We start from the raw sequence: 16,433 nt of genomic DNA, 5'->3' as shown, positions 1-16,433 counted from the left end.
CGGTTCGCGATAACGCTGCGCGATCGTGAGAGGCGTGCTTCTGTTTGTTCGTCCCCGGCGAGAGCCGATCGTCAGGGCTCGCGCAGGGCGGTGTCCAGGCCGCGGACGAGGGGATAGAGGAAATAGGAGATGACGGTGCGGCGGCCGACCTTGATTTCGGCCGATACGGTCATGCCCGGAAGCAGCCGGACGGGTTGGCCGGCATAGTGGAGTTCGGTGTCGGCCAGCGGGATGCGCGCCTTGAAATAGGGCGTGGGTGGCTGGCCCGCGGCGGTTTCCTGCTGGCTCGGGCTGAACGCGTCGCGGCTGACCGTGCGGATGCTGCCGTTGACCGTGCCGTATTTCTGGAACGGATAGGCGTCGAACTTGATGCGCGCGTCCTTGTCGGCGGTGACCTGGCCGATGTCACGGGAATTGATCGAGATCTCGGCTTCCAGCGGCGCGTCGAGCGGGACGAGCGTCACCATCGGCTCGGCCTCGCGCACGACCGATCCCACAGAGCGCTGCGCCATGTCGAGCACGACCGCATCGGCCGGCGCCCGCATCTCGACCATGTCGCGGCGGCGCTCCATCTTCTTCAGTTCCTCGGCGGCGGCGTCGCGCTGGGTCTTCGTCTCGACCAGCTGCTCCATGGTGGTGCGACGGAAATCCTCGATGAAGGCCTGGCGGTCGGCCCTGAGCTTGGCCAGCGCATGGACGGCCTCCGCCGCCTGGCCCTGCAATTGCGACAGGTCGGATTCGACGTCGAGCCGCGCGTCGCGCGCGCCGAGAAAATTGATGCGTGAGCCGCTGTCGGTCCGCCACAGAAGCTCGCGCGCCGCCTCGATCTCGGCCAGGTTCTGCTTGCGGCTGGCGAGGATGTGCTGCTGGTTGGCGCTGGCGACGAGGGTGGCGTTCTGGCCGGCGATCTGGTGGTCGAAATTCTGCAACTGCGCGGTGTGGAAGGCGAGGCGCTGGCCGAAGAGCTGCAGTTGCAGCCGCTCGTCGGGAGAGAAGCCGGCAGACTTCGCATAGTCCTCGCCGCTGAGCTCCGCGGCAAGCCGGTTCGCCTGCGCGTCGAGGGCGGCGAACTTGGTGCGCTGCAGGTCGACGTCGGCCTGGCTGAAGGTCGGGTCGAAGGTCGCCAGCACCTGGCCGGCGCGCACGGTATCGCCCTGGGCGACATCGATGGTGCGGACGATCGACGTCTCGATCGGCTGGACGACGATCGTGGGCCGGGTGGTGATCAGCTTGCCGGGTGCCACCACCACCTCGTCGATCTCCGACAGGCTCGCCCAGGTGATGGCGGCGGCGATCAGCGCGGTGATGCCGTAGAGCGTCAGCCTTGCGATGCGCGGCGGTACGCGCTCTTCCAGTTCCACCGCGTCGCTCTGGAACTCGGCGATGACCGGCGGCAGCGTGCGCCGGATGACGAGCTCGGTGCCGGGCTGTCTGACCGGAACGGGCAGGTTGATCTTCTCGTCTGCCCGGTCGTCTCCGTCCGGCTTGCTCTCGTCGGCACTGGCTTCGCCGTCTTCGACTTTTCCGGCCGCAGCTTCGATCGAACCGACTTCGACTGCGCTGACTTCAACCGGCCCGCCTTCGCCCGGCCCCTGCTCCTGCGGTCGGTCCGCGTCCGGCTTGCCGACGCCCGGTCTGTCGTCCGGGGCGGCACCGTTCGAGGGGGGCTTCCCTTGAGGTCCGGTTCTCTTTCTCATGCGACCTGCCTCGTCTGCTGGCTCCACAGGTGCCGGTAGGTCATGCAGCGCGAGACGAGCTGGTCGTGCCGGCCGATGTCGGCGACCTTGCCGCGATCGACGACGAGGATGGCATCGGCGTCGACGAGCGTGGAAAGGCGGTGGGAGACGATGATGACGGTTCGGCCCGCGGCGATCCGGCTGAGGTTCTGGCGGATGATGGCCTCGCTGTCGGGATCGAGCGCGCTGGTCGCCTCGTCGAAGATCAGGAGCTTCGGATTGGTGAGCAGCGCGCGGGCGATGGCGAGGCGCTGCTTCTGGCCGCCGGACAGGTTCGAGCCGTTTTCCTCCAGCATCGTCTCGAAGCCGCGCGGCAGCCGCTCGATGAACTCCTCGGCGCCGGCCATGTGCGCGACCTCGACGATCTCCTCGATGCTGGCGTCGGGCCTTGCGGCGGCGATGTTGTCGCGGACGGTGCCGCGGAACAGGAAGTTGTCCTGCAGCACCACGCCGATGCTGGTGCGCAGGTGGACCAGGTCGATCTCGCGGCTGTCGTAGCCGTCGATGCGCACGATCCCCTGCTGGTTCTGGTAGAGGCCCTGAATCAGCCGGGTGACGGTGGTCTTGCCCGAGCCGCTCTTGCCGACGATGCCGAAGACCGAGCCGGCCGGGACGGTGAAGGAGACGGCATCCAGCGCCGGCGGGCCGTCCGGGCCGTAGCGGAAGGTGACGTTGTCGAACTCGATGCGGCCGTGCAGCTCCGGCCGCATGCCGCGCCCGCGGCCATACTGCTCCGGCCGCTGGTTCATGATCTCGCCCAGCATGCGCACCGACAGCGCCACCTCCTGGTACTCGTGCACCATGGTGACGATCTGCACGAGCGGCCCGGAGACCCGACCGGCAAGCATGTTGAAGGCGACGAGCGCGCCGATGGTCATGGCGCCGCCGAAGACGTCGAGCGCGCCGAGCCCGATGATGGCGACGCTCATCAGCTTTTCCACCAGCCCGATGAGCGACTGGGCGATCGCCGAGATCTGGTCGACACGGAAGCGCACGGAGATGGACTGGGCGGAGCTGTCGTCCCAGACCTTGCGCTGGCGGGGCTCCAGCGCCAGCGACTTGACGGTGCGCATGCCGTGCACCGTCTCGACCAGCAGCGCCTGGCGCTCGCCCTCGGCCTGGTAGAGCGCCTGCAGGCGGCGGTTGAACGGGCCGACCAGGAGCATGACGACGAGGCCGACGAGGCCGGCAAAGGCGAGTACGACGAGGGTCAGCTTGACGCTGTAGAGGAAGAGGATCGGCACGAAGACGAAGAGGGAGAGCCCGTCCAGCAGCGTCAGGAACAGGCGGCCGGTGAGAAATTCGCGAATGCGGCCCGTCTGCTGCATGTGCTTGACGAGCACGCCGGCCGAGGTCTGCTCGAAGAGGGCGACGGGTAGGTTCAAGAGGTGGCCGAAGGTGCGGGTGGCGATCTTGATGTCGATCTTGTTCGTCGCGTAGAGCAGCAGGTATCGCCTGAGGAAGGTGAAGGCGGCGTCGAAGACGAGCGCAATCGCAATGCCGATCGTCAGCACCGTCAGCGTCGCATAGCTCTGGTGCACCAGCACCTTGTCGATCACGAGCTGGAAGAAGATCGGGGTCGCGAGCCCCAGCCCGTAGAGCACCAGCGCCGCGAGCGCCACGTCGCGGAAGAGGCTGCGCTGGCGGATGATCTCGGGTATGAACCAGCGGAAGCCGAACGGCTGGTCGACTTCGGACATGCGGTAGCTGCGCTTGGCGAGGATGACCGAGCCGTGCCAGGACCGCAGGAACCGCTTCTTCTCCAGCAGCATGAACTCCGGACGCTCGGCGAGCGGGTCGAGGACCCGGATCATCCGGTTGTCGCCCTCGCCGCCGGCGCCGGCGATCAGGACCCAGTTGCCGTTTTCCAGCTCGGCGATGACGGGAAACGCCTCGCCGAGCCCGAACAGCCCGTCCCAGTCGAGGGTGACGTGGCGCGCCCGCAGTCCCGCGTCCTTGGCCATGCGCAGCATCTGGCGCCGGGTGACGGGAGCGTCGCCCACGGCATAGTCGTGCATCAGCCGCTCGGGCGAAAGGTCGACGCCGTGATGGCGGGCCACCAGCACCAGGCACTGCAGGTTCGTATGCGGGTTCTTGGTCATGCCGTTGCGGCCCCGGACGGGTCTAGTTGAAGTTGGGCGATGCGTTCGACGTCGGCTGGCCCTTCTGCGCGGCCTCGGCCGCCTGCACATTCGGCACGTCGCCGACGCGGCGGACGGCGCCGGCCTCCACCAGCCCGCCCAGCGCCTTCTGCATCAGGTCCACGGCGTTGGCGAAGGCATCGACGGGCATGACGATACGCTGGCGAAAGACGGGGACGGGATTGTTGTTGGCGTCGCGCTCGGTGGCGGACAGCGACATCAGGTCGATGCGGACGATGGTGCCGGTGACGGTGATCTCGCCGATGCCGTCGGAATAGAGTTCGCTGGACATTTGGGCCTCCTTGGTTGTTGCGTCGCGTCGCTCAGGCGACATGATCGTGTCCCCACACGGGGAAGGGGTCGAAGAGCCCGCGCGCGAGGCGCGGGTCGTATCCGGTGTCCTCGCCGGTCAGGCAATCATCGAGCGATTGCCGGATGGCGTCCTCGGACATGCCGCTGCCGATGAAGACGAGCTCCTGGCGCCGGTCGCCCCAGGCGGGGGTCCAGTGCCGTTGCAGCATCTCCTGGAACTGCGGGTGGCGGGGCCAGTGCGCGCGCGGCACGCTCGCCCACCACATCCCCTTCGGCTCGGCGCGGACCTGCGTGCCGGCGATCGACAGGAGGCCGATCCAGTCCGGGCGGCTGGCGAGCCAGAAGTGTCCCTTGGCGCGCAGGAGGCCGGGCCGCTCCAGCGCCAGGAAGGCGTGGAACCGCGCCGGATCGAACGGGCGCCTTGCGCGGTAGACGAAGCTCGCAATCCCGTATTCCTCGGTCTCCGGCACATGGTCGCCCCAGCCGAAGAGTTCCTTGTGCCAGAACGGATGCCGTGCCGACTTCGCCTCGCTGAAGAGGCCGGTATCGAGGATCACCTGCAGCGGAATGCGGCCGTAGTCCGCCTCGACGACGCGGGCGTCGGGGTTGAGCGCGGCGATGACCCGGCGGATCTCGGCCCGCATGCCGGCGGCGACCTCGGAAACCTTGTTGACGACGACGACGTCGGCGAATTCGATCTGCTCGACGAGCAGGTCGACAAGGGAGCGGGTGTCTGCATCGTCGCGCGTCTCGCCGCGGTCGCGCAGGAAGTCCGTGCTGCGGTAGTCGGAGAGCAGGCTGGCCGCGTCGACGACGGTGACCATCGTGTCCAGCCGCGCCACGTCGCAGAGCGCCTGCCCCGCATCGTCGCGGAAGGAGAAGGTCGCGGCGACCGGCAAGGGCTCGGCAATGCCGGTTCCCTCGATCAGCAGGTAGTCGAACCGGCCCTCGGCGGCGAGGCGGCGGACCTCTTTCAGCAGATCGTCGCGCAGGGTGCAGCAGATGCAGCCGTTGGTCAGTTCGACCAGCGTCTCGTCGGTGCGCGACAGGCCGGCACCGCCGTCGCGCACGAGGTCAGCGTCGATGTTGACCTCGCTCATGTCGTTGACGATGACTGCGACGCGGCGCCCCTCGCGGTTGCGCAGGGCCTGGTTGAGGATCGTCGTCTTGCCGGCTCCCAGAAACCCCGAAAGCACGGTGACGGGGAGCCGATTGTCGCCCTTCGAGACCGCCATCGACCTCCTCATGCCGCCAACTGCGGCCGGAAGGCCACGTCGACGTAGTAGTTCGTGCTGTTGTAGGAACTGGCCGGCATCACGCCCGAAGACCCGTAGGCATAGACCCCGTTGCCGCCGCTCAGCGTGGAGGAGAGGGCGCGCAGGTTGCCGTTCGAAACCTCGGAGTTGAAGCCTCCGGCGGTCGCCGAGTAGTTGCCGTTGGTGCTGTAGGAGACGATGTAGGTGGTGTTGGCGTCGATCTCCACGTCCTGGGCGAGATCGGCCAGCTGCCAGCCGCTCGCCGTCTCGTTGGTGAAGGTGGCGCTGGTGATCAGGTCGCCGTCCGCGCTCCAGAGGTAGCCCGTATGCGGGCCGGTGTTGTTGGCGGCCTTGTAGAAGCGGATGCCGGTGATCCAGCCATCCACGTCCGCCTGGAATTTCATCCCGAGATTGACCGGGGAGTTGTCGTTGACGGAGACGATCGTCGGGGTGGAATTCGCGAAGATCGTCTGGTCGGTGTTCGGCGCGTTGACGTTGAGCGAAACCTGGGCCGACGACACGCCCCCCTGGCCGTCCGAGATCTCATAGCGGAAGCTCGCGGATCCCTGGTGGCCGGCCGTCGGGGTGAAGGTGACCGTGTTCGCCTGGCTGTCGAACGAGACCTGGCCGTTGACGGCATTGGAGACGCCGGTGATCGTGAGCGGATCGCCGTCGGCGTCGGTGTCGTTGCCGAGAAGGGCGGAGGCCTGGATCGTGATCGGCGTGCCGGTCTGCGTCTGGTAGCCGGGATCGTTCACGGCGACCGGCGCGGTGTTGACGGTGTTGCGCTCGTAGAGCACGTCGACCCAGTAGTTCGACGAATTCCAGCTCTGGTTGGGGAATTCGTTGCCGGAGCCGTAGGCGAAGACGCCGTTGCCGCCGATCGTGGCGCTCGACGGCGCGCTGAGGTCGCCATTGGTCCGGGTCGTGGTGAAGTAGTTCGGGGTCACCGCATAGCGGCCGTTCGACTGGTAGCTCGCGACGTAGGTGGTCCCGGCCGAAATGGTGACCGGCTGCGAGAACAGGACGGTCTGCCAGCCGCTCGCACTCTCGTTGACGAAGGTGGCCGAGGTGATCAGGTCGCCAGAGGCCGTCCAGAGCGAACCGACATGGGTGCCGTTGTCCTGTGCGCTCTTGTAGTAGCGCAGGCCGGTGATCTGGCCGCTCGAGGAGGAGACGAACTTCATGCCGAGCTCGACCGGCGTGGTGTCCGAACTCGACGTTACCGACGGGGTGTCGGAGGGCGAGAACAGGCTGGTGGCGTTCGACTGCGGCGCCACCGTCAGGCTGACGGTCGCCGTATCCGTGCCGCCGCGGCCGTCCGAGACGGTGTAGGAGAAGCTCGCCGCTCCGGTGTGCCCGGTCGTGGGGGTGAAGACGACCGAATTGGTCTGGCTGTTGTAGGCGACCGTTCCGTTCGTGGCGTTGCCGGCACCGGTGATGACAAGGGCGTCGCCATCCGGGTCGTTGTCGTTGGCCAGCAGCAGGGACGCGCCGATCGACAGCGCGGTGTTGTAGGTCGCGACATAGCCATTGTCGTTTGCGGCGACGGGCGCGGCGTTGACCGTGCTCTGCTTGAAGACGACGTCGACCCAGTAGTTGGACGCGTTGTAGCTCTGCGTCGGGACCAGCCCGCCGGTGCCGTAGCGGAAGACGCCGTTGCCGCCGTCCACAGAATCGGAGGAGGGGGCGGTCAGCGGCCCGTTCGTGCGCGACGAACTGAAGTAGCCGCCGGTGGCGTAGTAGGTGCCGTTGCTGCTGTGATAGGAGGCCGTGTAGGTCTGGCCCGCGGTGATCTGGATCGGGTTCGAGAACGTGGCGGTCTGCCAGCCGCTGAGCGATTCGTTGGTGAACGTCACCGAGGCGATCCGGGTTCCGTTCGCGTCATAGAGCGCGCCGGTGTGCGTGCCGGTATCGCCGGGGGCCTTGTAGAAGCGGATGCCGGTGATCTCGCCGGCCGAGGAGGCGACGAACTTCATGCCGAGTTCGACGCCGGTGCCTTCGACATAGACCGGTCCCACCGGCGTATCGCCGGGATTGAACAGGGAGACGCCGCTCGGGCCTTCCTCGACCGTGAGGCTGACGCTGCCCTGGTCGGTGCCGTTGCGCCCGTCCGAGACGGTGTAGGTGAAGCTCGCCGGCCCGGAATAGCCCTCGTTCGGCTGGAAGATGACGGTGCCGTTCTGGGTGTTGAGGGTGACGGTGCCGTTGACCGCGCCGCCCACGGCGGTGATCGTCAGCTGATCGCCGTTGGCATCCGTGTCGTTGGCGACCAGGGCCGCGATCGACAGGGTCAGCATGCCGTTGCGGCCGATGGTGAAGCCGTTGTCGTCCACGGCTACCGGCGCTGTGTTCGCGCCGGGGTTGAAGAGGACGTCGACCCAGTAGTTCCGGCCGTCCGCGATGCTGCCCGGGAAGGTGCCGGGCGTGTCGGTGTAGGAATAGACGCTGGCATTTGCATTCGTCTTGAGGAAGCCGTTCTGATAGCCGGTGTCGAAGTAGTCGAGCGTCGACGAGTAGTAGCCCTTGGTATGGTAGGAGGCGGTGTAGGTCGTACCCGCGGTGATCTGGACGGGGCTCGAGAACTTGACCGTCTGCCAGCCGGTGATCGATTCGTTGGTGGAGATGCCGGTGGCGATCCGGTTGCCGGCCTCGTCCCAGAGGCTGACCCGGTGGCTGCCGGTGTTATAGAAGCCCTTGTAGAAGCGGATGCCCTCGATGGTGCCGTTGGTCGTCGTCTCGAAGCGCAGGCCGACCTCGACGCCGTCGCGGTCGATCGTCGTTTCCATCGCGGGCTTCGACGCCTGCGTCCACAGGCTGACGGTGTTGGAGGGCAGGTTGACGGTGACCTGCTTGCCGGCACCCGGCGTCTCCAGGTTCAGGCTGTCGTCGACCGCGCGCGACATGATCGTGTAGGTGCCACTCGCCTGGACCACCCAGTTGAAGCTCCAGTTCTCGCGGCCGGTGGCCTTGAACCAGCTCTGGCCGCCATCGGTGGAGATCTCCACGCCGGCGATGACGCCGCCGCCGAGATCGGCCGCGGTGCCGGTGACGGTCACGTGCTGGCCCTCGATGAAGGTTGCGCCGACCACCGGCGTGGTGATGGTCGAGGTCGGTCGAAGCGTATCGGTCGATTCCGATGCCAGGATCAGGCTGGAGACCAGCGTCGTCGGCTGGATGCCCATGTCGGCGAACATGTTGACCATCGACTGCTGGACGTTCCTGTCCGTCTCCATGTAGGGGCCGGAATGCTGGTCGTTCAGGCCCCAGGACCAGAACACCGTTCCGGCGCTGAAGACGAGCGCGCCGCTTTCGGCGCGGTACATGGTCAGGCTGTGCTCGACGACCGCATCGCCGACGGTCGTGCCGTAGTCGCGCAGGTAGGATTCCACAGAGACGGTCGACAGCGACAGGTTGACGAGGCCGGCCGGCCTGAAGCCGTTCTCGACGTCGGAATTCCACTCGTAGCCGAGGATGTTCTTCGGCATGGTGTAGGTCTGGCCGGGCTGCAGGTCGGCAATGTCGGTGTCGCGCCAGAAGCGCAGGTTGGAGAAATCGTAGCCGACGGTGATCTCGTCGCTGCGATAGCTGTCGACGGTGAACATCGTGCCGATCAGCGCGTTTTCCGGCTTCTGGCCGGGGTCGGCGTAGCGCGGGTCGCGCCAGGTGCCGGTGCCGGTGTCGCTCGGGTCGGTGCTGGTGCCCCAGGTCTCCTTGTAGCAGACCATCGTGCGGTAGGGCGTGCCGTTGCCGTCGATGCTGTCTTCCCAGCGGATCTTCCAGTACATGTCGTTCCCGCCCCAGAAGGCGAGGTTGACGCCGGAATCGCGTGCCTGTTCGACAGCCGCGCGTTGCTCGGCGGACCAGTACTCGTCATGGCCGACCGAGAGGAAGGCGTCATGGTTGAGGATCATCTGGCCGTTGCGGCTGGAATCGACGCCGGAGATGTAGGAGACGTCATAACCGTTCTGCTCCAGCCACTGGATGGCGGAGTGCTCGACGCCGAAGACGAAGTCGTGGGTGCCGCCGATCGGGCTCGTATTGGTGACGATCGGGCGGTTGTAGCTGACGGCGGATGCGCGGCCGATGGCGGTCACGCCGCAGCTACAGTTCGGCGGCAGGTAGCCGATCATGTCGGCGGGATCGACGGGGACCTCGCCGAAGTAGAGGCTGGCGCCGCCCCAGGCATTGTAGGCCTGCCAGGTGGTGTCCGAGGTCTGGAAGACGATGTCGCTGGTCGAGGCGTCGTCGCGCACGACGAAGGGGATGTGGCTCGCGCCCTCGCTGCCATCGAGGCGCACGAGCTTGGCGATGTAGACGCCGGAGACGGCGTCGTCGGGGATCTCCCAGCTCGCCGACACGTCCCAGTTGCCGGCATCGATGAGGCCGATCGACATGTCGACGATCGGGTGCGGCTGCACCTGCGCCGTGGTCAGCGATTTCTGGATGGAATCGACCAGGCGGGCGCCGTCGCCGCCATAGTAGCCGAGCCGGTAGATATCGATGCGGTAGTTCGTGGAATCGGTCGCGATCTTGAAGTCGACCGTGCCGCCGATATTGGTGCTGATCTCGGTCGCAAACCCCTGGATGGTGGCGTCGCCGTCGCCCTCGATGCTCCATTCCGAATAGGGGTTGCCCTCCTTCATGTTCTCGAGCGCGATCTTGTTCGGCACCGCGGCGGCGGCTGCAAGTGTTGCGGCGCCGCCGTCTTCGGCAGTCGTGGCGTCCGGCGCTGATGCGGGAGCCTGCGCGCCCGTGGCCGACAAGGACGCCGTCTGTTGGCCCGGCATTTCCGCGCCGGCCGTGCCGGCGGTCATTTCCGGTGCGATGGTCTCCTTGTCGCTGCCCTCGAGCGTGCTCCCCTGCGTGGTCGGGGAGAGGGACTCGGTCGAGGTGGTGGAGCTATCCGTCCCCTCCGGATTGCCGGGCGTCTGCCCCGTCGGAACCTTCATGGCCGGCGTGGCGGAGGCCTGCGGGGTCGTTGCACCGGTAGCGGCCGGCGTGTTCGCGGGACCTGCCGCATCCGCCGGTTTCGAGGCCGCGCCGAAGGGGGAGAGGGCCGGCTTGCCGCCGGCATCCGTAGCACCGGGCCGCCCCCCGGCATCGCCCGAGGGCTTCAGGGAACTCCAGTCGCCCAAAGGCGCACTGAAGACGTAGGACCAGAGGGAGACCGGGCTTGCGATGGCCGGACCGCCGGGCAACGGTGCAGCCGGCGTTCCCGAGGAGAAGTCCAGGCTAGACGCGAAGGACAGGGCGGATGCGATCGGCTGCAGTGCGCGTCCCAGCGCCGGTCCGAAGCCTGCGTCGCCGGCCGTCTGCGCCCCGTGCGCGGCCGGCGTACCGGCGGAATGGTCGGTGTTCGCGCCAGCCGGCAGCGTGCCGTTGGTGGTGCCGACATAGGTTCTTGCCGAACCGCCCGACATGCTCAGCAGGTCATGGTTCTTGATCTGAAACCTGAACATCGATGCCCCCGCGCTTTGTCTTTGCCCGGAGATCATTCTGCCGACATTTGGGCGCCGACAAACTACCGCAATCGGTAGTACCTGGCGGCGCGGGGTCTCCCCCTATTTGACTAGGTGCATTCCCCCTGCCGCTGCAAAGCGCGCGCGAAGCGCGTCCAGGGAGTAGGCGGCGCAGCCTTGCGCATGCGGTGGATGGGCGGTTTCCTCAGGGCGGGAGATGCGCTGGCGGGGGGCTACCCCGCGCGGCGCGCGTGCCGCCCGAGGACGAGCATGGCGCCGATGCTCATCGCGGCCATGGCGTACCAGGTGAGCGCATAGACGAGGTGGCTGTTGCGGAAACGGACGATCGTGAGTCCGCCCGCCGGCAGGCCGCCGGGGTTGGGCGTGGCGTCGGCGTCGAGGAAATAGGGGGCGGCGCCTTCGAGACCCGTGGCCGTCGCGATCGCGGCGACGTCGCGTGAGTACCAGCGCCCGTGCGCTGGATCGTTGGCGCGCAGGAAGCCGCCGCCGGGTTCGCTCATCCGAACGAGCCCGGTCACCCGCACAGGTCCCGCGATGTCGCCTTCGCTGCGCGATGCCGGATCGCGCCGGTCGGGCGGCACGAAGCCGCGATTGACGAGGATGGCGGTCCCGTCCGCCTGGCGAAGCGGGGTCATGACCCAGAAGCCGGCGCCGCGTTCCGTCACCGCCTGCACCAGCACTGCCCGGGCGTGGTCGAACGTGCCTTCGACCGTCACCCGAAGGTATTCATGGGCCGGCGCGGCGATGTCCGGCCATGCCGTCCGTGGCGGCGGCGGCACAGGCTGCGCATGAATGCGGGCTTCCACCCGGGCGATCAGGTCGAGCTTCCAGAAGAGCCGCTGCACCTGCCACGTGCCGAGCAGTATGAAGACGGCGGCCAGGAGCAGCATCGCGCCGGTAAAGACGAGGCGGGATCTGCCGGCGCGGGCGGCACCCGGTGCCGCCGCGCCGCCCTGATCTCGATGGCCGGCGGCCATGGGTCTGCCCTCCGGCCCGTCAGGGCATGTTCTTCATCATCTCGGGCGACATGGGCATCATGTTCGTGTTGAGATGATGCATGACCCAGAACGAACCGGCCAGCATGATCGCGACGATGATCAGCGTGAAGATCAGCGCCATGATCGTCCAGCCGCCTTCCGAACGCGCATTCATGTGCAGGAAGCAGACCATGTGGACGACGATCTGGACGGCTGCGAAGATCATGATCAGCACGGCCGTGATGAGCTTGTTCTCGAACACCTCGCCCATGACCAGCCAGAAGGGAATGGCGGTCAGGATGGCGGCGAGGACGAAGCCGATCAGGTAGGTCCTGAGCGAGCCGTGGCCGGCGTCGTGCCCGTGGCTGTGGCCATGGTGGACGTTGTGGGCGTCTTCGTGGGCGGGTGCGTGGGCTTGCGGGCTCATCCGAGAACTCCCATCAGGTAGACGAAGGAAAAGACGCCGATCCAGACGACATCGAGGAAGTGCCAGAACATCGACAGGCACATCAGCCGGCGGCGGTTCTCCGGAATGAGACCGTGCATCCTCACTTGCACCATCAGCGTGACGAGCCAGATGATGCCGAAGGTGACGTGCAGGCCGTGGGTGCCGACGAGCACGAAGAACGACGACAGGAAGGCGCTGCGGCCGGGGCCCGCGCCCTCATGGATCAGGTGATAGAACTCGTAGAGCTCCAGCCCGAGGAAGGCCAGGCCGAAGAGGCCGGTCACGCCGAGCCAGAAGATCGTCTCCATCTTGGCGTTGCGCTCCATCTGGAGCATGGCGAAGCCGTAGGTGATCGACGAGAACAGCAGCATCGCCGTGTTGATGGCGACGAGCGACAGGTCGAAGAGATCGGCAGGCGAAGGGCCGGCCGCATAGTTGCGGCCGAGCACGCCGTGCGTGGCGAACAGCACGGCGAAGATGAGGCAGTCGCTCATCAGGTAGATCCAGAAGCCCAGCATGGTGCTGCCTTCGGGATGATGGTCCTCTTCCAGGTAGAACTGGGGCGCTTCGGTTTCTTGGAGTGCTTCGTTGCTCATGTCAGGTCCGCTCCGCCAGCAGCTCGGAGCGCGCGTCCTCTGTTGCCGTTACCGTCTCGGCGGGGATGTAGAAGTCCCGGTTGTAGTTGAAGGTGTGGGCGATCGACACGCCGACGATGGTGACGAAGGAGGCGATCGCGAGCCACCACATGTACCAGATCAGGCCGAAGGCGAGCGCGATGCTGAGGCCGGCCAGGATCACGCCCGTCCCGGTGTTCTTCGGCATGTGGATCGGCTTGAAGCCGCCGAGCGGGCGCTCGTAGCCGCGGTTCTTCATGTCGTACCAGCTGTCGTGATCGTGCACGACCGGGGTGAAGGCGAAGTTGTAGTCGGGCGGCGGCGATGAGGTCGACCACTCAAGCGTGCGGCCGTTCCACGGGTCGCCGGTGAAGTCGCGCAACTGGTCGCGCCTGAGGTAGCTGACGACGAGCTGGACGATGAAGGAGGCGATGCCGAGCGCGATCAGGAAGGCGCCGAAGGCGGCGATGATGAACCAGATCCGCAGCGAGGGATCCTCGAACTGCGAAACGCGGCGGGTGACGCCCATCAGGCCGAGCACGTAGAGCGGCATGAAGGCGAAGAAGAAGCCGATCTGCCAGAACCAGAAGCTCATCTTGCCCCAGAAGGGATCGAGCTTGTAGCCGAAGGCCTTGGGCCACCAGTAGACCACGCCCGCCATCAGGCCGAACACGACGCCGCCGATGATGACATTGTGGAAGTGGGCGATCAGGAACAGCGAGTTGTGCAGCACGAAGTCTGCCGGCGGGACGGCGAGGAGGACGCCGGTCATGCCGCCGATCACGAAGGTGAACATGAAGCCGACCGTCCAGTACATCGGCACTTCGTAGCGGATGCGGCCGCGATACATGGTGAAGAGCCAGTTGAACATCTTCGCCCCCGTCGGGATCGAGATGATCATGGTGGTGATGCCGAAGAAGGCGTTCACCGACGCACCGGACCCCATGGTGAAGAAGTGGTGCAGCCAGACGAGGTAGGACAGGATCATGATCACGCAGGTCGCGTAGACCATCGACGCATAGCCGAACAGGCGCTTGCCGCAGAAGGTGGCGACGACTTCGGAGAAGATGCCGAAGGCCGGCAGCACGAGGATGTAGACCTCCGGATGGCCCCAGATCCAGATGAGGTTGACGTACATCATCGGATTGCCACCAAGGTCGTTGGTGAAGAAGTTCGTGCCGGCGTAGCGGTCGAGCGAGAGCAAGGCCAGCGTCACCGTCAGGATCGGGAAGGTGGCGACGATCAGGATGTTGGTGCAGAGCGACGTCCAGGTGAAGATCGGCATCTTCATGAAGGTCATGCCCGGTGCGCGCATCTTCACGATCGTGGCGATCAGGTTGATGCCCGACAAGGTCGTGCCGACACCTGCGACCTGCAGGCCCCAGATGTAGTAGTCGACGCCGACGCCGGGACTGTAGTCGGCGCCCGACAGCGGCGGATAGGCCAGCCAGCCGGTGCGGGCGAACTCACCGACGAACAGCGACATCATGATGATGACGGCGCCGGCGGTCGTCATCCAGAAGGAGAAGTTGTTCAGGAACGGGAAGGAGACGTCGCGGGCGCCGATCTGCAGCGGCACGACGTAGTTCATCAGGCCGGTCACGAAGGGCATGGCCATGAAGAAGATCATGATCACGCCGTGGGCGGTGAAGACCTGGTCGTAGTGATGCGGGTTGAGATAGCCCTCGCTGCCGTTGAAGGCCCAGGCCTGCTGGATACGCATCATGATCGCATCGGCGAAGCCGCGCAGAAGCATGACCAGCGCCAGCACCACGTACATGATGCCGATCTTCTTGTGGTCGACGCTGGTGAACCATTCCTTCCAGAGATAGCCCCAGAGCTTGAACTTGGTGACCAGCGCGAGCAGGGCGATGCCGCCGAGCGCGACCGCGATGAAGGTCACCACGAGGATGGGCTCGTGATAGGGGATGGCCTCCCAGGTAAGCCTCCCGAAGATGAATTGCGTCAGAGTAGTGTTGCCGAACATCGATCTGTCCAAATTCTCTAGAAATGCAGCCTCAGGGCTGCGCACTGTCGTTGGTGTTCAGTTGCGCCGGGGCCGGCCCGTCCTGGCCGTCCTGCGGCATGGAATGGCCCTGGTGCATGTCATGGTTCATGGTGTGATTCATGTCGTGAGGTGCGGCCGCGCCGCTTTCGTCCATGCCCTCGGCCGGTTCCTCGCTGCGGGGAGCGTTGCCGGTGGCGGGATGGGTCGCACCGGGGGCTTCCTCGTTGGCGTGGCGGTTGTCGTATTCCAGCTTCTGGCGGTTCTCGTGGCTTTCGACGCCGGCGCCGCCCATCATGTCGACATGCATCATCTCGCTCATGCACATCTGGCCGGGGCGAACGCACATGTTAAGGATGGCCTGGAAGAGTCCGTCATCGACGGTGGCGAAGTAGCGGACCGGGTCCTTGATGCTCGGCTTTTCGAGCTTGAGGTAGGTGTCGCGGTTCAGGGCGGTGCCGTTCTGCCTGACGCGGGCCACCCATTCGTCGAAGCCGCCCTGCTGCAGGCCGTGGAAGCGGAAGCGCATGTGCGAGAAACCGTCGCCGCTGTAGTTGGCCGACAGGCCCTCGAAGTCGCCTTCCTTGTTGATGACGGCGTGAAGCTGGGTCTGCATGCCGGGCATCGCATAGATCATGCCGGCAAGGGCGGGGACGTAGAAGGAGTTCATCACCGAAGAGGCGGTGATCTTGAACTGGATCGGCACGTCGACGGGAGCCGCCATCTCATTGACGGTGGCGATGCCGTATTCGGGGTAGAAGAACAGCCATTTCCAGTCCAGCGCCACCACTTCGACCACCAGCGGTTTGGTCTCGGCCGGAAGGGCGCGCTCGGCGTCGATCCGGTCGAGCGGGCGGTAGGGATCGAGCTTGTGGGTGCTGATCCAGGTGATCGCGCCGAGCGCGATGATGATCGCCAGCGGCGCCGACCAGATCACCACCTCGAGGCCGGTCGAGTGATGCCATTCGGGGTCGTAGGTGGCGTTGGTATTGGAGTGTCGGTAGCGCCAGGCGAAGAAGAAGATCAGGAAGACGACCGGGACGATGATCAGGAGCATCAGGAAGGTCGAGACGAGAATCAGGTCCTTCTGCTGCATGGCAATGTCGCCCGATGGCGACATGACGACCATGTTGCATCCGGAAAGTGCCAAAAGGGGCAGGAGGGCCAACAGGCCTGCCGCGGACTTGAACTTAATGGACATTTCGGACTCGAATTTGCGTTTGTCTAAGTTTTGACTACTCGCGCAGGAGCGCCGGGGGAAATGGGTTCATTTGTCGCAGTGCAGCAATCTGTCGCGTTGCACAAGGGGCGCCGAGGCACTGTAGCAGAGGTCTATGCATGCTCCCAGACGGGTACGAAAAGGCGGCAAACGGGCACTGCGATATTTTTGTTTGCGCATTTTCTTGATCTCGCCGGGGGTTTGATCAACATTCCCAAGAGGCGCATTATCGCCAGGAGGAT

At 65.8% G+C, this 16,433-nt stretch carries 10 protein-coding genes; all 10 read right to left on the bottom strand.

What is annotated here, in order from left to right; genetic code table 11:
- Window positions 1–71 precede the first annotated feature (71 nt).
- Entirely contained in the window at window positions 72–1,697 is a 1,626-nt protein-coding gene (locus tag OCK02_RS17275) for an HlyD family type I secretion periplasmic adaptor subunit (protein ID WP_263814110.1), read from the bottom strand.
- Complete coding sequence (locus OCK02_RS17270; RefSeq protein WP_263814109.1) at window positions 1,694–3,838, bottom strand: peptidase domain-containing ABC transporter; 2,145 nt, start codon at window positions 3,836–3,838, stop codon at window positions 1,694–1,696. The genes OCK02_RS17275 and OCK02_RS17270 overlap by 4 nt, the downstream gene beginning before the upstream one ends.
- Before the next feature lie 22 nt (window positions 3,839–3,860).
- Window positions 3,861–4,169, bottom strand: coding sequence for a hypothetical protein (locus tag OCK02_RS17265; protein ID WP_263814108.1), 309 nt, complete (start codon window positions 4,167–4,169; stop codon window positions 3,861–3,863).
- A 31-nt stretch (window positions 4,170–4,200) separates the two neighbouring features.
- Window positions 4,201–5,424, bottom strand: a complete 1,224-nt coding sequence (locus OCK02_RS17260; protein ID WP_263814107.1) for a GTP-binding protein — start codon at window positions 5,422–5,424, stop codon at window positions 4,201–4,203.
- A gap of 8 nt (window positions 5,425–5,432) precedes the next feature.
- Window positions 5,433–10,907 carry a DUF4082 domain-containing protein gene (locus OCK02_RS17255; protein WP_318530139.1) on the bottom strand — a complete coding sequence of 1,825 codons (5,475 nt, stop codon included), beginning with the start codon at window positions 10,905–10,907 and terminating at the stop codon, window positions 5,433–5,435.
- A 233-nt stretch (window positions 10,908–11,140) separates the two neighbouring features.
- On the bottom strand, window positions 11,141–11,905 hold the full coding sequence (locus OCK02_RS17250) for an SURF1 family protein (protein ID WP_412178855.1): 765 nt from the start codon (window positions 11,903–11,905) through the stop codon (window positions 11,141–11,143).
- A 19-nt stretch (window positions 11,906–11,924) separates the two neighbouring features.
- On the bottom strand, window positions 11,925–12,332 hold the full coding sequence (gene cyoD, locus OCK02_RS17245) for a cytochrome o ubiquinol oxidase subunit IV (RefSeq protein WP_263814106.1): 408 nt from the start codon (window positions 12,330–12,332) through the stop codon (window positions 11,925–11,927).
- The gene (gene cyoC / locus OCK02_RS17240; protein WP_230809190.1) at window positions 12,329–12,949 is read right to left on the bottom strand and encodes a cytochrome o ubiquinol oxidase subunit III; all 621 of its coding nucleotides are present in this window, start codon (window positions 12,947–12,949) and stop codon (window positions 12,329–12,331) included. Before cyoC ends, cyoD begins: the two co-directional genes overlap by 4 nt.
- Window position 12,950: 1 nt before the next feature.
- Window positions 12,951–14,954, bottom strand: a complete 2,004-nt coding sequence (gene cyoB, locus OCK02_RS17235) for a cytochrome o ubiquinol oxidase subunit I (protein ID WP_263814105.1) — start codon at window positions 14,952–14,954, stop codon at window positions 12,951–12,953.
- 31 nt (window positions 14,955–14,985) lie between these two features.
- Window positions 14,986–16,173, bottom strand: a complete 1,188-nt coding sequence (cyoA, locus tag OCK02_RS17230; RefSeq protein WP_263814104.1) for a ubiquinol oxidase subunit II — start codon at window positions 16,171–16,173, stop codon at window positions 14,986–14,988.
- Window positions 16,174–16,433 lie beyond the last annotated feature (260 nt).

The organism is Rhizobium sp. TRM96647, assembly GCF_025780115.1.
Classification (GTDB): Bacteria; Pseudomonadota; Alphaproteobacteria; order Rhizobiales; family Rhizobiaceae; genus Mycoplana.
This window is presented reverse-complemented; position numbering and strand designations above follow the sequence as displayed.

What these genes read in the sequence shown, in the direction of transcription:
- OCK02_RS17275 (WP_263814110.1), bottom strand. Translation starts at nt 1,697, where the DNA reads ATGAGAAAGAGAACCGGACCTCAAGGGAAGCCCCCCTCGAACGGTGCC.
- OCK02_RS17270 (WP_263814109.1), bottom strand. Translation starts at nt 3,838, where the DNA reads ATGACCAAGAACCCGCATACGAACCTGCAGTGCCTGGTGCTGGTGGCC.
- OCK02_RS17265 (WP_263814108.1), bottom strand. Translation starts at nt 4,169, where the DNA reads ATGTCCAGCGAACTCTATTCCGACGGCATCGGCGAGATCACCGTCACC.
- OCK02_RS17260 (WP_263814107.1), bottom strand. Translation starts at nt 5,424, where the DNA reads ATGGCGGTCTCGAAGGGCGACAATCGGCTCCCCGTCACCGTGCTTTCG.
- OCK02_RS17255 (WP_318530139.1), bottom strand. Translation starts at nt 10,907, where the DNA reads ATGTTCAGGTTTCAGATCAAGAACCATGACCTGCTGAGCATGTCGGGC.
- OCK02_RS17250 (WP_412178855.1), bottom strand. Translation starts at nt 11,905, where the DNA reads ATGGCCGCCGGCCATCGAGATCAGGGCGGCGCGGCGGCACCGGGTGCC.
- cyoD (WP_263814106.1), bottom strand. Translation starts at nt 12,332, where the DNA reads ATGAGCCCGCAAGCCCACGCACCCGCCCACGAAGACGCCCACAACGTC.
- cyoC (WP_230809190.1), bottom strand. Translation starts at nt 12,949, where the DNA reads ATGAGCAACGAAGCACTCCAAGAAACCGAAGCGCCCCAGTTCTACCTG.
- cyoB (WP_263814105.1), bottom strand. Translation starts at nt 14,954, where the DNA reads ATGTTCGGCAACACTACTCTGACGCAATTCATCTTCGGGAGGCTTACC.
- cyoA (WP_263814104.1), bottom strand. Translation starts at nt 16,173, where the DNA reads ATGTCCATTAAGTTCAAGTCCGCGGCAGGCCTGTTGGCCCTCCTGCCC.